We start from the raw sequence: 15,606 nt of genomic DNA on the forward strand, positions 1-15,606 counted from the left end.
GCGAAACGGACACCTAGATGCAGCCGCAGGACATGAACAGAGACTGGCACGCCACCGCCCGCACGCTCTCCGAAGCGCTGCCTTACATGCAACGCTATTCCGGCGCGACCGTCGTCGTGAAGTTCGGCGGCAACGCCATGGGCGATGTCCGCGACATGGCGCGATTTGCCCGTGACATCGTCCTGATGCGACAGGTCGGCATGCATCCCGTCGTCGTCCATGGCGGCGGGCCGATGATCAACCGCACGCTCGACAAGCTGGGCATCAAATCGGAATTCGTGCGGGGCAAGCGCGTCACCGATCAGGCGACCGTCGAGGTCGTGGAGATGGTCCTCACCGGCCTCGTCAACAAGCGCATCGTGCAGGCGATCATGGACGAAGGCGGCCGCGCAGTGGGCCTTTCGGGCAAGGACGACGATCTCATGGTCTGCGAGGCGGACGATCCCGAGCTGGGTTTCGTCGGCCGGCCGATCGAGATGAACGTGCAGGTTCTGCGCGATCTCTTTGCGGCCGGGATCATCCCTGTCATCGCGCCCGTCGCGACCGGCATGGATCCGAACGAGACGTTCAACGTCAACGGCGACACCGCCGCGGGCGCCATTGCGGGCGCGCTTCAGGCGGACCGGCTCCTGCTCCTCACCGATGTGCCGGGGGTCAAGGACACGAGCGGCGAGGTCGTCACCCAGCTCTCGCCCGAGGAAGTGCGCCAGATGACCGACGACGGCACCATCGCGGGCGGCATGATCCCCAAGACCGAGACCGCGCTCAAGGCGATCGAGCAGGGCGTGCGCGGCGTCGTGATCCTCGACGGCCGTGTACCGAATGCCTGTCTTCTTGAGCTTTTCACCGAGCACGGCGCGGGCTCGCTCATCCGCTCGCCGGATCTTCCGAAACACGAGCAGCGCACATGAGCGCACCGCTCCAGCTCGTGCTCATGCGTCACGCCAAGTCGGACTGGTCGTTCAGCGAGCCGGATCATTCGCGCCCGCTGAACAAGCGCGGCCGCAAGAGCGCCGAGGCGCTCGGAGACTGGCTGCGCGCGGAAGACTACGTTCCGAACCAGGTGCTCTGCTCGACCTCGGCTCGCACGCGAGAGACGCTGGACCTCTTGCAGATCGAGGCCGCGACACGGTTCGAGGACCGGCTCTATCACGCGGATCCCGAGACCGTGCTGCAGGCCCTGCGCGACGCTGAGTCCGCGCGGGTTCTCGTCATCGGCCACAATCCCGGCTTCCAGGAAGTCGCGCAGCGCCTCGTCGCTCACGCGCCGGACCATCCCCGCTTCGCCGATTACCCGACGGGGGCGACCCTCGTTGCGGATTTCGACATGGAAGACTGGTCGCAAGCCGGTTGGGGCATGGGCCGCCCGGCGACATTCGTGGTTCCTCGCGAACTGGCGCGGCTCTGACACCTCGGCGTGCCGGTCCCTAGGGGACGCGGCACTTATCGGTGAGAGGTCGCACCCCACCCGCCGCTCGCCGGCGTCAATGCCCGAGGATCTGGCTCAGGAAGAGCTGCGTGCGCGGGTTCTGCGGGTTGTTGAAGAACTCCTCGGGCTCGTTCTGCTCGACGATCTGGCCTTGGTCCATGAAGATCACGCGGTTCGCGACCTGTCGCGCAAAGCCCATCTCGTGGGTCACGCAGATCATGGTCATCCCTTCCTCGGCGAGCTCGACCATGGTGTCGAGCACCTCCTTGATCATCTCGGGATCGAGCGCCGATGTCGGCTCGTCGAAGAGCATGATCCGCGGACGCATGCAGAGCGAGCGGGCGATCGCGACGCGCTGCTGCTGGCCGCCCGACAACTGACCGGGATACTTGTCGGCCTGTTCGGGGATCTTGACCTTCTCGAGGAAGTGCATGGCCGTCTCCTCGGCCTCGCGCTTTGGGATCTTGCGGACCCAGATCGGCGCAAGCGTGCAGTTCTCGAGGATCGTGAGATGCGGGAAGAGATTGAAGTGCTGGAACACCATGCCGACCTCCGAGCGGATGCGGTCGATGTTCTTGATGTCCGAGGACAGCACCGTGCCGTCCACCTCGATCCGTCCCTTCTGGTGCTCCTCCAGCGCGTTGATACAGCGAATGAGCGTCGACTTGCCCGACCCCGAGGGCCCCGCGATCACGATGCGCTCGCCGCGATAGACCGTAAGGTCGATGTCGCGCAGGACGTGGAACGAGCCGAACCACTTGTTCATGTTGGAGATCTGGATCGCGACTTCGTCCGAGACCTTCATCTGCGCCGGGGTGCGGGTTTCGACGGCGGTGTCTGTCATTGTTCTGAACTCCTTACCGGCGATCGGTGTTGAGCTGACGCTCAAGCCATTGGGAATATTGCGAGATGCCGTAGCAGGTGACGAAGAAGAGGAGCGCGGCGAATCCCAGAAGCTCCCAGTAGACGCCGTTCCACTCCGTCGAGGCGAGGATAGGCCCGCGGATCATGCCGATGAGATCGAACATCGAGATGACTGAGACGAGCGTCGTGTCCTTGAAGAGACCCACCGCGACGTTGACGATGCCCGGGATCGAGATCTTGAGCGCCTGCGGCAGGATGATGAGGCGCATCGCCTGCGGGTAGTCGAGGCCGAGGCTGTCGGCCGCCTCGTACTGACCCTTCGGCAGCGCGGCGAGTCCGCCCCGGATCACCTCGGCGATATAGGCCGAGGCGAACATCGTGATCATGATGATCACACGCAGGATCAGGTCGAACGTGGTGCCGGGCGGCAGGAAATACGCCAGCACCACCGACGCGACGAAGAGGAGCGTGATCAGCGGCACGCCCCGGATGAACTCGATGAAGATCACGCAGATCCACTTGATGATCGGCATCGACGATTGGCGGCCGAGGGCGAGGGCGATGCCGAAGGGGATCGAGAGCGACACGCAGACCGTGCCGAGGATCAGGTTCAGCATGAAGCCGCCCATGTTGCGGCTGTCTACCGGCTCGAGCGCGAGGACGCCGCCGAACGGCACCAATCCGGCGAGGTACCAGACCAGAGACGCCGCCGCGATGCCGCCGAAGAAGCCCGCGGCGAAGCTCATCGTCACGAGGCGGGAATAGACAAGGTATCCCGCCACGAGGCCCGCCGCCGCCGTGACCGGCACGAGCAGCGATCCGCCCCAGATCAGCCAATATGCGAGGAACGGATAGATCGCCGTGAAGATCAGCATCCTCGCCGGGAAGACCTTGTAGAAGAGCACCGGGGCGATCGCGACGAAGAGCAGGACGAAGGCGAGCGTCGGCCGCCAATAGAGATCGGAGGGGTACTGGAAGCCGAAGAGGAGCTGGTTCCAGCGTTCCGTCAGGACAGAGAAGCACCCTCCGGTCGCACCCTGGAGAATCTCGCGACAGGCGGACAGCGACGGGGCCGTCCAGATGCCGTTCAGGAGCCACGGCGCCACGCCGGACAGGACCTTCCAGAGCACGTAGACCGCGAGGATGGTCAGGATCCCGTTCGACAGGCTCGAGAAGAGGTTCGCGCGCATCCAGTTCACGACCCCGCCTTGCGTTTCGGGGGCCGGCTGCTGGTCGATCATCGTGTCGCGGACATAGGCGACGGAATGCTCGTGCATGTCGCTCATCTCAGCGCTCCTTCAGCCGGACGGCGCTGTTGTAGACGTTCATTAGCGCAGAGATCGCGAGGCTGATCGCGAGATAGAAGAGCATCAGGAGCAGGATCGCCTCGATCGCGCGGCCGGTCTGGTTGAGCGTGATCCCCCCGAGCGTGCCCGTCAGGTCCATGTAGCCGACGGCGATGGCGAGGGAGGAGTTCTTGGTGATGTTGAGGTAATGCGAGATCAGCGGCGGCACGATCACCCGCAGCGCCTGCGGCAGGATCACGAGGTTCATGATCCGGCGCGGCCTGAGGCCGAGCGCGGCCGCGGCTTCGGTCTGGCCCCGGCTCACCGACAGGATGCCGGCGCGCACGTTCTCGGCGATGAAGGCGCCGGTATAGATCGCGAGCGCGAACCAGAGCGCGATCAGAGATCCGAGAAGCGTGATGCCGCCCGAGAAGTTGAACCCTCCGAGCTCGGGGATCTCAAGGCCGATCGGCCGCCCGAGCGCGTAGAACGCGAGCACGGCCGGCACGAAGAGGATCGCGAGGCTCGGCCAGAGCGTCGGGAGCAGCTTGCCCTCGTCATAGAGCTTGCGCGTGGCAAAGCGCCGATAGGCGATCATGCTGACGACGGACGCCGCGAAGATGCCCAGCACCACCCAGCCCGTCGGCTCGAGCAGCGGTTTCGGGACGTAGACGCCGCGATTGGTGAAAGCGAACATGCCGAGGATCATCGACGCGTCCGGATCGTCGCCGCGGAACGCGCTCGGCGCCGGAGCCACGGCGGTCATGATCGTGAAGATGATGATGATCCAGATCAGCACCGGCACGTTGCGGAACATCTCGACATAGGTCGCCATCAGCTTGGACACGAGCCAGTTGTTCGACAGCCGCAAGACACCGGCGAAAACGCCGATGATCGTGGCGGTGATGCAGGCGAGGATCGACACGAGCAGCGTGTTGAGGAGCCCGACGATCGACGCGCGCAGATGCGTCGACTGGCTGCTGTACTCGATGAGGGTCTGGTTGATGTCGTAGTTCGAGGACTGGCCGAGAAACTCGTAGCTGATCCCGATGCCCGCGGCGGCGAGGTTCGCGGCAAGGTTCGATCCGAGCCAGGCGAAAAGCGCCGCCACGCAGACGAGAGCGATGAACTGGAATGTGTAAGATCGGTATCGCGTGTCGTTCAGAAGCATGGATAGCCTGAACGACGATCCCGGCTCCTGCTGCGGGTCGCTGAGAGATGTCATCGATGTTTTCCCTGTGGCCTGCCTCGTCCGATCACCGGCGGGTTTGTCCCGTCCTCGCGCAGACGATGGCCTTCATGCCGCGGCCCGGCATCGCCGGATCGCGTGGGGGAGAGCACGCATGCGCGCTCTCCCAGTCGCCGTGATCAGCGGAAGGGCGGTGCGTACATCAGCCCGCCGTCGGTCCACTGCGCGTTGAGCCCGCGCGAAAGGCCGATCGGGGTCGACTCGCCGATGTTCTTGGCGAAGATCTCGCCGTAATTGCCGTTCGCCTTGATCGCCCGGTACGCCCAGTCGGCGTCGAGGCCCAGCATCTCGCCGAGATTGTCCGCGGAGCCGAGGATGCGGTTGATCTCGGGGCTGTCCGTGCCTTGCTTCAGCTCGTCGATATTGGCGGACGTGATGCCGTATTCCTCGGCGGCGATCAGCGCGTTGATCGTCCAGCGCACGACGTCTTCCCATTCGTCGTCGCCGTGGCGCACGAGCGGGCCGAGCGGCTCCTTCGAGATGATCTCGGGCAGGATCACGTGATCGCCGGGTGCCTCGAAGGCGGCGCGGGTCGCAGCGAGGCCGGACGCGTCGGTCGTGTAGGCGTCGCACGCCCCGGCGAGGTATTGCTGCTGCGCCTCGGAATTGGTCTCGATCGGGACCGGCTCGTAATCCATGTTGTTCTTGCGGAAGTAGTCCGAGAGGTTCAGCTCGGTCGTGGTGCCGGTCTGCACGCAGACGGTCGCCCCGGAGAGTTCCTTGGCCGAGGAGACGCCGAGCTCCTTCGGCACGATGAAGCCCTGGCCGTCGTAGTAGTTGATTCCGGCGAACTCGAACTTGAGGTCGACGTCGCGAGTGAAGGTCCAGGTCGTGTTGCGCGACAGAATGTCGACCTCGCCCGAGGCCAGCGCGGTGAAGCGGGTCTTGCCGGTTAGCGACACGAACTCGACGGCCTGCGGGTCTTCGAGCACGGCGGCCGCGACAGCCCGGCAGACCGCAACGTCGAAGCCTTCCCAATTGCCGTTCGCATCCGGCGCGGCGAAGCCGACGAGGCCGGTATTCACGCCACAATTCAGTGTGCCGCGCTCCTGCACGTCGCTCAAAGTTTGCGCGCCGGCGGTGCCCGCACTCAGCGCGGCTACGGTCAACGTGCCGAGAATCACGGATTTTTTCATGTTTACCTCTTCCTGTTAGGCGCCGCCGTCTCGTCGGGCGGTTCGCTAATCCCCTAGCAGGCCAGCCCGGACCTCGGTCCGGGCAACCCCCTTAAGTGCCGCCGAGTGTGGTCGCATTCATTCTTAGAGGTCAAGGCAGAGAGCATGACGATTGCCCGCGTTTTCGCCATATGCCGTTACGACGTGCACTCTTCAGGCGGAGCGCGTCAGCGAGAGGAAGCGTACGGCGTCGAGATAGGCGAGACGCTTCGCTTCGGCCGCGGCAAGCGCGTCCTCATCCTCGCCCCAGAGCTCCTGCTGCCAGATCTCGTCGATGCGCGATGCGGCCCAAAGCGCCTCGGGGTCGAAGGCTTTCCGCTCGGCCGCGAGCCCGAGGACGAGCGATCCCGTCAAGGAGACGAGGTCGTGGAACGCCGCAAGGGCAAAGGCGTCTAGCGCGTGCACCTCTGTCCGGAGCCGCTCGAGCGCGGCCGGGTCCTGACCCTCATGCATCACACCCGTACGCGGCGCGAGCCGGGCGCCGCAGGCCTCGGCCGCCCAGTCGAGCAAGGGATCCCAGGCCGCTTCCTGTCTCTCCACGAGTTCGGCCGGCGCGTCGGCGCGGTAGCAGAGAAGGTCACTGTCGCCATAGGCGGCGAGCATGTCGGCCACCTCTCCGTGCTGCGGGCGCACACGGTCGATGGCGGCATTGGCGCCGCGGGTCACGGGCATCGTTCGCGGGTCGATCCGCTCGTCCTGGGCCTGCCATTCCTCGGCGATCGCCTCGGCCATGGCACGCGACGGCACGACGAGCGCGGCCTTCGCCGGCGTCTTCACCGCGCGCCCGTCGAGCCGCACTGCATGCCCGCCCTCGACCTCCTCCGCCGAGGCCGCCGTCCAGAATCGCTTTGCCGCCCACTCGCTCATCGCGCCTCCACCCCGCGGATCGCCCGCGGCTTCTTCTTGGCGAAAATACTCCCGCCGGAGGCTCCGCCATACGTCACTTGCTCAGGAGCCAGCCCCGCTCTCACGCCGCCTCCCAGAGCGTGTCGAGAAGCGCCGGCAACTCGGCCGCCTTGTCGATCACGGTATGGGCGGCCCCTAGGCGCGAAACGGGGTGGTAGCCCCAGCTGACGCCGATCCCCGGCAGACCCGCGGCGCGCGCCATCTCCATGTCGAACTCGGTGTCGCCGATCATCACGGCGCGGGCCGCATCGACCCCGGTGACCGCCACGGCCTCGTGCAGCATCGCCGGATGGGGCTTCGAAGGGTGATCGTCGGCGCATTGCTGCGTGACGAAGAGCTCCCGCAACCCGTGACCGTCGAGCAGCTTGTCGAGCCCCCGGCGCGACTTGCCCGTGGCGACACCGAGCAGCGTTTCGGGGCGCGCGTTCAGGGTCTCGAGCACCTCGCGGATCCCGGGATAGAGCGGCGAGGAGAGCTCGACGCCGCCTTCCGCGCGGAGCTCTGTATAGGCCGCCTTGTAGCCCACGACCATCGCATCGAGTTGCGCAGCGTCGGCCTCGGGCGCGAGATGCGCGATGGCCTGGGGCAGGGACAGGCCGACGATGCCGAGGATCTCCGGTCGCGACGGCGCGGGCAGGTCCGCGACGGCGAAAGCCGCGCCCATCGCCGAGAGGATGTCGGCCTGACTGTCGACGAGCGTGCCGTCGACGTCGAAGATCACGAGCCGCAGGTCGGTCATGCGTCCTCCGCGAAGGGATCCACGGGAACGTCGCCCTCGGTCCAGCCGAGCGTTTCCCAGGTGCGCTTCATGTGTTCGGGCAGCGGCGCGGTGATCTGCAGCCGCGCGCCCGTCACCGGATGTGTCAGCGAGAGGTGCCGCGCATGCAGGTGCAGCTTGCGGCTTATCTCTCCGCCGAGCTGCGCGCCCCAACCGTCGCCGAGGTTCTCCTGCCCCGATCCGCCGTACTTGCCGTCGCCGACGATCGGGTGGCCGAGCTCGGCCATGTGCGCGCGCAGCTGGTGCGTGCGCCCCGTCACCGGGACGAGCGCGACCCAGGCCGCGCGTTTCGCCAGCGCCGAAAGCACCGCGTAATCGGTCGTCGCGTTCTTGGCACCCTCGGTCTCGGGCACCGCGTTCGGGTGCAGGCAGAGCATCTTCTCGCCCTCCCCGCCCTTGCCGTGGCCCGGCGCCTTCACGAGCCCGTAGCGGATCGTGCCCATCTGCGGCGTCGGAACCCCGGCGACCGCGGCCCAGTAGATCTTGCGCGTGTCCCGCGCCCGGAAGGCCGCGGACAGCTGGTTCGCCACCGCCCGGGTCCGTGCCAGCAGCAGAACGCCCGAAGTGTCCTTGTCGAGCCGGTGCACGAGGCGCGGTTTTTCTTCCGCCCCGAACATCAGCGCCTCGGAGAGGCCGTCGACATGGCGGGTCTGCTTCGAGCCGCCCTGACTTGGAAGGCCCGGCGGCTTGTTCAGCGCGATGATGTGGTCGTCGCGGTAGAGCACGCAGCCGCGGATCATCTCCGCATCCTGCCCCGACACGGTCGGCTTGGGACGCGAGGCTACTTCCTCGGGCTCGGGGATCGGCGGGATGCGCACCGCGGCGCCGGCCTCGAGCCGGTGCGAGCTCTTCACCCGGCCCCCGTCGACGCGCAGCTCGCCCTTCCGACACATCTTCTCGATCCGGCCCTGGGCGAGGTGCGGGAACTGCCGCTTGAGCCAGCGGTCGAGCCTCTGGTCACTGTCGCCCGGCGCGACGGTGAGTGTCTGGACGCCGCTCATGTCAGCGCCCCCCGCCCAGCCGCAAGGCCCGCGAAGACCGCGAGCAGCGACAGGATCACCGATCCGCCGACATAGGCGCCGGCCAGCGCCAGCTCGCCGCGCTCGTAGAGCGTTGCGGCATCGAGCGAAAACGCCGAGAATGTCGTGAAGCCGCCGAGCATGCCCGTGAGCAGGAGCGGCGCGAACCGGTTCGCGTTCCATTCGGCGAGTGCCACGACGAGAACCCCCATCAGAAAGGAGCCGACGACATTGACGGCGAACGTGCCCCAGGGAAAGCCGTGTCCGATCAGGCGCACGGCGGCGTGGCCTGTCAGATAGCGCGCGACGGCTCCGGCGGCACCGCCGAGAGCGACCTGGAGAAGGGTGAGGGTCATGTTTGGGCATGTCGCGTGGCGCGCGCACGGAGTCAAGCGCGAGGGCCTTGCAACGCACAAGTCCGAGGTGCAGGATTTTATCAAACGGTCAAACATCGGCCCCACCTTGCAGCAGGGATCAATCTTCATGGACGGCAATCTCAGCCCGAACGACCTTTCGCACATCGTCACCGCCGACAAGGCGCATGTCTGGCACCATCTCAGCCAGCACAAGGCGTGGGAGACCTCGGATCCGAACATCATCATCGAGGGCAAGGGCATGCGCGTCTGGAACCAGGCGGGCAAGGAGCATCTCGACGCCGTCTCGGGCGCGGTCTGGACCGTGAACGTGGGCTACGGGCGCGAGGAGATCGCCCGCGCGGTCTACGATCAGCTCTGCAAGATGAACTATTTCGCGGGCGCCTCGGGCAACGTGCCGGGCGCACTCTTCGCCGAGAAGCTGATCTCGAAGATGCCGGGGATGAGCCGCGTCTACTATTGCAACTCCGGCTCCGAGGCGAACGAGAAGGCGTTCAAGATGGTTCGCCAGATCGCGCACAAGCGTTACGGCGGCAAGAAGCACAAGATCCTCTTCCGCGACCGCGACTACCACGGCACCACGATCGGCTGCCTCTCGGCGGGCGGCCAGGACGAGCGCAACGCGCAATACGGGCCCTTCACGCCCGGCTTCGTGCGGGTGCCGCACTGCCTCGAGTATCGCCGCCACGAGCAGGAGGGCGCTCCGGCCGAGAATTACGGCGAATGGGCCGCCGACCAGATCGAAGAGGTGATCCTGCGCGAGGGACCGGACACCGTGGGCGCGCTCTGCCTCGAGCCGGTGACCGCGGGTGGCGGCGTGATTCCCGCGCCCGACGGCTACTGGCCGCGGGTGCAGGAGATCTGCCGGAAATACGACATCCTGCTGCATATCGACGAGGTCGTCTGCGGCGTCGGACGGACCGGAACCGAGTGGTTCGGCTACCAGCATTACGGCGTAAAGCCGGACATGGTGACGATGGCGAAGGGCGTTGCCTCGGGCTACGCCGCGATCGCATGCCTCACGACGACCGAGCATGTCTTCGACCTCTTCAAGTCGGACGAGACCGATCCGATGGATTATTTCCGAGACATCTCGACCTTCGGCGGCTGTGCGGCCGGTCCCGCCGCGGCGATGGAGAACATGCGGATCATCGAGGACGAGGACCTGCTCGAGAACACAACGGCAATGGGCGAGCACATGATGGGTCGCCTCGGCGAGCTCATGGAGAAGCATCGCGTCATCGGCGATGTGAGGGGCAAGGGTCTCTTTCTCGGCGCGGAACTGGTCTCGGACCGCGACAGCAAGGGGCCGGTGCCGGAAGCCCAGGTCAAGGCCGTGGTCGGAGACTGCATGAAGCAGGGCGTCATCATCGGAGCGACGAACCGGTCCGTGCCGGGCAAGAACAACACGCTCTGCTTCTCGCCCGCGTTGATCGCCACGAAGGACGACATCGACGAGATCGTAGCCGCGGTGGACGGCGCTCTGGGCCGCGTCTTCGGCTAGGCCCACCGGGCACGCGGATGCCTCAATCGAGAAGGGCCCGGCAATCGCTGCCGGGCCCTTCGTCGTTTTCGCCTCGGCGTCAGGCGGTCATTCCGCCGGAGCGGCCTCGGTGCCGCCGCTGCGCGCCGTGTCGTAGGAGGACACGGCGTTCTCCTCGGGATGCAGGTCCGAAGGCTGCGGGCGCTTTCCGACGGTGATGTAGTCGATGTCCTCCTCCATGAGCCCGAGCACCATCGACGGGATCATCATGAAGACGAGGCAGAAGACCGGCAGACCGACCACCGTGATCACCTGCTGCAGCGCGGTCAGACCCGCCTGCCCCGCCAGCATGATCAGCAGCACCGCGATCGTCCCCTCGGCGACACCCCAGAACACCCGCTGCCGCGACGGGCCGGGATCGGTGTCGCCGGTGCAGAGCATATCCACCACAAGCGACGCGGAGTCAGACGAGGTGGCAAAGAAGATCGCCACGATCAGGACCGCGAAGCCTTGGAGCAGCGTCGCCGCGGGGAAGTTCTCGAGGAAGGCGAACATGGCAAGCGGAATGGAATCCGCCACGGCCTGGCTGAGCTGTCCGGCCTGATCGCCCATCGCCTGCCGCGCCGCCTCGCCGATGCCGTCGAAGCCCATGGCCTGCCATCCGAAGATCGCGAACCAGACGAGGGTGAAGAGCGACGGCGCCAGAAGGACGCCCATGACGAATTCGCGGATGGTGCGGCCGTAGGAGATCCGCGCAACGAAGAGGCCCATGAAGGGCGACCACGTCACCGTCCAGGCCCAGTAGAAGACCGTCCAGGATCCCTGCCAGCCCCAGCCGTCGGTCGACGGGTCCCGGTCCGCCAGCATGTCGTTCCAGAACGCGAGCCGCGGCAGGTTCGAGAGGTACAGGCCCGCCGTTTCGACGATCCCGCGCAGCAGGAACAGCGTCGAGCCGGCGATCAGCACGAAGACCATCAGCGCCACGGCCATGCCGATGTTGACGTTCGAGAGGAGCTTCACACCGCTGTCGAGACCGGCGACAATCGAGGTCACGGCGACCGCGGTCAGCGCCACCACGATCAGAATCTGGATCGTCGGGCCGGTGCCGGTTCCCATCAGTTCGTTGAGACCGGCGGCGACCTGGCTCGAGCCGAGGCCGAGCGACACCGCGACCCCGAACAGGGTCCCGAGGATCGCGATGACGTCGATGGTCTTGCCGATCGGCCCGTGGATGCCCTCCTTCAGCAGCGGATAGAAGACCGAGGAGACACGCACCGGCAGGCGGTAGCGGTAGATGAAATAGGCGAAGGCGAGACCGGGAAGCGTGAAGATCGTCCAGGTGTGCAGACCGAGGTGGTAGAGCGCGATCGAGATCGCATCCTGCGCCGCCTCGCGGGAGTGCGGCTCCACACCGGGAAGGGGCGGTTCGGCGAAATGGCTCATCGGCTCGGCCACGCCCCAGAACATCAGGATCGTGCCGATGCCGCCCGCGAAGAGCATCGTGAACCAGGAGATGTTGGAATAGTCGGGTCGCGCATCGCGCCCGCCAAGGCGGATATGGCCGTGGCGGCTGCAGGACACCCAGATCAGGAAACCGAGCCAGACGTTCACGCCCAGTATGAAGAACCACCCCAGATTGGTGACGATCCAGGTCCTCGCCGCGGCAAACGCATCGCCGATCGGTCCGGTAAAGACGATCAGAACGAGCGCGAACACGACCATGAAGATCGCGGACGAGAAGAAGATGACGGGATCGGTCCGGAGGCCGAGGCGGCGGGCGAGGTCGTCCATGTGGTCTCTCCATGCAGCCTGAAAAAGGGCTTGCCGGACCGCGTCGACAGGACCGGCTTATGAGGGAGGGAACCCGAGGGGGTCGCCGCGGTTCCGCGTCAACATAAAAGAGTTCTTCAGAACATGTTCCGCGCAACAATGTTCCCGGAATGACAAAGGCCGCCCCGTGGGCGGCCTCTAGAGCATCGTCTCGATGCCAATCGATCAGCCGTTGACGCTGTCTTTCAGTGCCTTCGCCACGGTCACCTTGACCTGCTTGTCGGCCTCTTTCTTGAACTGTTCGCCGGTCGCAGGGTTGCGCACCATGCGCTCGGGGCGCTCGCGGCAGTAGATCTTGCCGACGCCCGGCAGGGTCACGGCGCCGCCGTCTGCAACTTCTTTGGTAATGATCCCGGTCAGCGCGTCGAGCGCCGTGCCGGCGGTCTTCTTGTCGCTGCCCATCTCTTCCGCAAGTGCAGCGACAAGCTGCGTCTTCGTCATCGCCTTGGCCATTTCATGGTCTCCTTGTCGACCCGCCTGTTGGGTCCAATTGCGCCAAATTAACTCTATCTTGATTGGAAACACAAGAAATTGCGTTGCACCAGTGTAAATGCGCGTGTCTTTGCCCGATTCCGGCACGTCACGGCCCGTCAGAGGAAGGCTGTCTCGTAGAAACTGCGCAATTTGCGCGAATGGATACGCTCAAGCGGCATGTCGCGCAATTGCTCCATCGCGCGTATCCCGATCAGGAGATGTCGGGCCACCTGCGTCTTGTAGAAATCCGACGCCATGCCCGGGAGCTTGAGCTCGCCGTGGAGGGGCTTGTCGGACACGCAGAGCAGCGTTCCGTACGGCACTCGGAAGCGGAAGCCGTTCGCGGCGATGGTCGCGCTTTCCATGTCGAGCGCGATGGCACGCGACTGCGAAAGGCGCTGCACCGGACCACGGGTGTCGCGCAGTTCCCAGTTGCGGTTGTCGACGCTGGCGACCGTGCCCGTCCGCATCACCCGCTTGAGGTCGTAGCCCGAAAGCTCTGTTACCTCCGCGACCGAGCTTTCCAGCGCGACCTGAATCTCGGCCAACGCCGGGATCGGCACCCAGACCGGCAGGTCGTCGTCGAGCACGCGGTCCTCGCGCAGATAGGCATGCGCGAGAACAAAGTCCCCGAGCGACTGCGAATTCCTGAGGCCCGCGCAATGCCCGACCATGATCCAGGCGTGCGGGCGCAGCACCGCGATGTGGTCCGTCGCCGTCTTGGCGTTGGACGGCCCGACCCCGATGTTCACGAGCGTGATCCCCGCCCCGCCCTTCCGCTTCAGGTGGTAGGTCGGCATCTGTGGCATCTTGAGGACGGGCTCGATCACCTCGTCGGGCGAGGTGATCTCGACATTCCCGGTCGAGACGAAGCTGGTGTAGCCGCTCTCGGGATCCGCCAGCGCCTGCCGCGCGAAGGCCTCGAACTCGGTCACGTAGAACTGGTAGTTGGTGAAGAGAACGTGGTTCTGGAAATGCTCGGGCGCAGTCGCGGTGTAATGCGCGAGCCGGGCAAGCGAATAGTCGACGCGCTGCGCGGTGAAGGGCGCCAACGGCTCGGTGCCGTCGGCATCGGGGGCATGGGTGCCGTTGACGATGTCGTCGTTGGTCGAGGTGAGGTCGGGCACGTCGAACACGTCGCGGAGCGGGAATTCCGCCGCGCCCTCCTGCGGGACGGTCACCTCGGAGCGCGCCGCGACCGCGAAGTGCACCGGGATCGGGGTCGTGGACGGGCCGATCTGGACCGGCACCGAATGCGTCGCCATCAGGAGCTGCAGTTGCTGACGCAGATATTCCCGGAAGAGATCGGGGCGCGTGATCGTCGCGGCATGGGTGCCGGGCGCGGCGACATGACCGAACGACAGACGGCTGTCGAGCTTAGAATGGCTCGTGGTAGTGATGCGCACCTCGGGATAGAAGGCCCGGTAGCGCAGCCAGGGATGCCCGGTGCGCATCGCCTCCTGGAAGGCCTCGGTCAGAAAGCCGACGGCCTCGTCATAGAGCGCGCAGAGCTGTTCGACCGCGGCATCGGCGTCGTCGAAGAGCGCGGGCGCCCCTGTTTCGGGGGTCCGGATCTCGAGATTGCCGGGAATGTCCTGCATGAGGGGCCTCGCATCACTGCTCGCGCGCAACGTGACACCTCCCCCCACCGGCCGCAAGACGAAGGAGGAGGCGCGGCATCCGGTCGCCCTTCGGGCTCCGGAACCGGGGTGCCGGACCGGCGTTCCTCGCCCATGCAGAGCGTGCAGGATCTCCTTTACTATCCCGACACTTCGCCCGGCATCCGGCGCGAGCGGAAAGGGCGCGGCTGGAGCTATATCGCGCCGGACGGAACGCGCATCTCCCGCGGCGCGGAGCGCAAGCGGCTCGACGCGCTCGCCGTCCCGCCCGCCTACGAGAATGTCTGGATCTGCCCCGAGCCTCTCGGGCATCTGCAGGCCACCGGGCGGGACGCGCGCCGCCGCAAGCAATACCGCTACCATCCCGACTGGACCGCCTTTCGCGCCAAGGCCAAGTTCGATCACCTCGCCGAATTCGGATCGGCCCTGCCGGCGCTCCGGCGCCGGATCCTGCGGGACCTGCGCGAGGGCGAGGCGGGCGATCACGGCTTTGCCATCGCCGCGATCCTCGCGCTGCTCGACCGGGCCGGGCTCCGGATCGGCAGCCCCAACTACGCAAAAGAGAACCGCACCTTCGGCGCGACGACGCTTCGCCCCCGACATCTCGACCTCGACGGGGACGCGATCCGCCTCGCCTTCCCAGGCAAGGGCGGGATGCGGGTTCGCAAGCAGCTCCGGGACCGGACGCTCGAGCGGACATTGTCGCGGCTCGACGACCTGCCCGGCCCCACATTGGTGTCATGGATCGACGAGAGCGGAGTCGCCCGCAGCGTGACGAGCGGCGAGGTGAACGCCTTTCTCGCCGGACAGACCGGGACCGACGCGGTCACCGCAAAGACCTTCCGCACCTGGACGGGATCGGTCGCGGCGCTCGAGACCGCGCTCTCCCAGGAGAAACCCACCATCAAGGCGCTGTCCGAGGCGGCCGCGGAGCGTCTGGCGAACACGCCGACCATCGCTCGAAACTCGTACATCCACCCCGACGTCATCGCCCTGACGGAAGAGACCGCCGATGCGCGCGCGGCTCTCGCGAGGGATGCCGAAGAAAAGGCGGGCCTCCGGAAGTCGGAGGCCACGCTGATGCGTCTTCTCGGCGGCTAGATCAGAGCGTCGCGCCCCC

General features: G+C 66.2%; 15 protein-coding genes. 4 read left to right on the forward strand and 11 right to left on the reverse strand.

Translation table 11 applies throughout. From position 1 onward, the window contains the following. The first annotated feature begins 17 nt into the window (after positions 1 to 17). Both argB and OCH239_RS08525 read left to right on the forward strand, forming a co-directional pair. Entirely contained in the window at positions 18 to 911 is an 894-nt protein-coding gene (argB, locus tag OCH239_RS08520; protein WP_037261085.1) for an acetylglutamate kinase, read from the forward strand. Continuing rightward, entirely contained in the window at positions 908 to 1,408 is a 501-nt protein-coding gene (locus OCH239_RS08525; protein ID WP_037261087.1) for a SixA phosphatase family protein, read from the forward strand. The genes argB and OCH239_RS08525 overlap by 4 nt, the downstream gene beginning before the upstream one ends. 76 nt (positions 1,409 to 1,484) lie before the next feature. On the opposite strand, the gene OCH239_RS08530 is transcribed toward OCH239_RS08525, so the two are convergent. From OCH239_RS08530 to crcB, 8 genes are all read right to left on the reverse strand, one after another. Next, complete coding sequence (locus OCH239_RS08530; protein WP_051489379.1) at positions 1,485 to 2,273, reverse strand: amino acid ABC transporter ATP-binding protein; 789 nt, start codon at positions 2,271 to 2,273, stop codon at positions 1,485 to 1,487. Between the two features lie 13 nt (positions 2,274 to 2,286). Continuing rightward, the gene (locus OCH239_RS08535; protein ID WP_037261089.1) at positions 2,287 to 3,579 is read right to left on the reverse strand and encodes an amino acid ABC transporter permease; all 1,293 of its coding nucleotides are present in this window, start codon (positions 3,577 to 3,579) and stop codon (positions 2,287 to 2,289) included. Between the two features lies 1 nt (position 3,580). Beyond that, complete coding sequence (locus tag OCH239_RS08540) at positions 3,581 to 4,804, reverse strand: amino acid ABC transporter permease (RefSeq protein WP_037261091.1); 1,224 nt, start codon at positions 4,802 to 4,804, stop codon at positions 3,581 to 3,583. A gap of 143 nt (positions 4,805 to 4,947) precedes the next feature. Further along, entirely contained in the window at positions 4,948 to 5,964 is a 1,017-nt protein-coding gene (locus OCH239_RS08545; RefSeq protein ID WP_037261092.1) for an amino acid ABC transporter substrate-binding protein, read from the reverse strand. A 192-nt stretch (positions 5,965 to 6,156) separates the two neighbouring features. Further along, on the reverse strand, positions 6,157 to 6,870 hold the full coding sequence (locus OCH239_RS08550) for an ATP12 family chaperone protein (protein WP_037261094.1): 714 nt from the start codon (positions 6,868 to 6,870) through the stop codon (positions 6,157 to 6,159). A 100-nt stretch (positions 6,871 to 6,970) separates the two neighbouring features. Continuing rightward, positions 6,971 to 7,648, reverse strand: a complete 678-nt coding sequence (locus OCH239_RS08555; RefSeq protein WP_037261096.1) for an HAD-IA family hydrolase — start codon at positions 7,646 to 7,648, stop codon at positions 6,971 to 6,973. Then, on the reverse strand, positions 7,645 to 8,688 hold the full coding sequence (locus OCH239_RS08560; protein WP_037261097.1) for an RluA family pseudouridine synthase: 1,044 nt from the start codon (positions 8,686 to 8,688) through the stop codon (positions 7,645 to 7,647). Before OCH239_RS08560 ends, OCH239_RS08555 begins: the two co-directional genes overlap by 4 nt. Then, positions 8,685 to 9,062, reverse strand: coding sequence for a fluoride efflux transporter CrcB (gene crcB / locus OCH239_RS08565; RefSeq protein WP_037261100.1), 378 nt, complete (start codon positions 9,060 to 9,062; stop codon positions 8,685 to 8,687). The genes OCH239_RS08560 and crcB overlap by 4 nt, the downstream gene beginning before the upstream one ends. A gap of 127 nt (positions 9,063 to 9,189) precedes the next feature. Between crcB and OCH239_RS08570 the strand changes: the two genes are divergently transcribed. Further along, the gene (locus OCH239_RS08570; RefSeq protein ID WP_037261413.1) at positions 9,190 to 10,584 is read left to right on the forward strand and encodes an aminotransferase family protein; all 1,395 of its coding nucleotides are present in this window, start codon (positions 9,190 to 9,192) and stop codon (positions 10,582 to 10,584) included. A gap of 87 nt (positions 10,585 to 10,671) precedes the next feature. Here OCH239_RS08570 and OCH239_RS08575 read toward each other — a convergent pair whose 3' ends face one another. The 3 genes from OCH239_RS08575 to OCH239_RS08585 form a co-directional block, all read right to left on the reverse strand. Next, positions 10,672 to 12,354 (reverse strand): BCCT family transporter, encoded by a 1,683-nt coding sequence (locus OCH239_RS08575; protein ID WP_051489380.1) that lies wholly within the window; start codon positions 12,352 to 12,354, stop codon positions 10,672 to 10,674. A 204-nt stretch (positions 12,355 to 12,558) separates the two neighbouring features. Beyond that, entirely contained in the window at positions 12,559 to 12,846 is a 288-nt protein-coding gene (locus OCH239_RS08580) for an HU family DNA-binding protein (protein WP_037261103.1), read from the reverse strand. Between the two features lie 137 nt (positions 12,847 to 12,983). After that, entirely contained in the window at positions 12,984 to 14,468 is a 1,485-nt protein-coding gene (locus OCH239_RS08585; RefSeq protein WP_037261106.1) for an AMP nucleosidase, read from the reverse strand. Positions 14,469 to 14,600: 132 nt separating this feature from the next. On the opposite strand from OCH239_RS08585, the gene OCH239_RS08590 reads away from it, so the two are divergent. After that, positions 14,601 to 15,587 (forward strand): DNA topoisomerase IB, encoded by a 987-nt coding sequence (locus OCH239_RS08590; protein WP_037261110.1) that lies wholly within the window; start codon positions 14,601 to 14,603, stop codon positions 15,585 to 15,587. Positions 15,588 to 15,606 lie beyond the last annotated feature (19 nt).

It is taken from the genome of Roseivivax halodurans JCM 10272, from assembly GCF_000521785.1.
Taxonomy (GTDB): Bacteria; Pseudomonadota; Alphaproteobacteria; order Rhodobacterales; family Rhodobacteraceae; genus Roseivivax; species Roseivivax halodurans.

Coding starts and splice junctions, on each gene's coding strand:
- argB (WP_037261085.1), top strand. CDS start 18: ATGCAGCCGCAGGACATGAACAGAGACTGGCACGCCACCGCCCGCACG.
- OCH239_RS08525 (WP_037261087.1), top strand. CDS start 908: ATGAGCGCACCGCTCCAGCTCGTGCTCATGCGTCACGCCAAGTCGGAC.
- OCH239_RS08530 (WP_051489379.1), bottom strand. CDS start 2,273: ATGACAGACACCGCCGTCGAAACCCGCACCCCGGCGCAGATGAAGGTC.
- OCH239_RS08535 (WP_037261089.1), bottom strand. CDS start 3,579: ATGAGCGACATGCACGAGCATTCCGTCGCCTATGTCCGCGACACGATG.
- OCH239_RS08540 (WP_037261091.1), bottom strand. CDS start 4,804: ATGACATCTCTCAGCGACCCGCAGCAGGAGCCGGGATCGTCGTTCAGG.
- OCH239_RS08545 (WP_037261092.1), bottom strand. CDS start 5,964: ATGAAAAAATCCGTGATTCTCGGCACGTTGACCGTAGCCGCGCTGAGT.
- OCH239_RS08550 (WP_037261094.1), bottom strand. CDS start 6,870: ATGAGCGAGTGGGCGGCAAAGCGATTCTGGACGGCGGCCTCGGCGGAG.
- OCH239_RS08555 (WP_037261096.1), bottom strand. CDS start 7,648: ATGACCGACCTGCGGCTCGTGATCTTCGACGTCGACGGCACGCTCGTC.
- OCH239_RS08560 (WP_037261097.1), bottom strand. CDS start 8,688: ATGAGCGGCGTCCAGACACTCACCGTCGCGCCGGGCGACAGTGACCAG.
- crcB (WP_037261100.1), bottom strand. CDS start 9,062: ATGACCCTCACCCTTCTCCAGGTCGCTCTCGGCGGTGCCGCCGGAGCC.
- OCH239_RS08570 (WP_037261413.1), top strand. CDS start 9,190: ATGGACGGCAATCTCAGCCCGAACGACCTTTCGCACATCGTCACCGCC.
- OCH239_RS08575 (WP_051489380.1), bottom strand. CDS start 12,354: ATGGACGACCTCGCCCGCCGCCTCGGCCTCCGGACCGATCCCGTCATC.
- OCH239_RS08580 (WP_037261103.1), bottom strand. CDS start 12,846: ATGGCCAAGGCGATGACGAAGACGCAGCTTGTCGCTGCACTTGCGGAA.
- OCH239_RS08585 (WP_037261106.1), bottom strand. CDS start 14,468: ATGCAGGACATTCCCGGCAATCTCGAGATCCGGACCCCCGAAACAGGG.
- OCH239_RS08590 (WP_037261110.1), top strand. CDS start 14,601: ATGCAGAGCGTGCAGGATCTCCTTTACTATCCCGACACTTCGCCCGGC.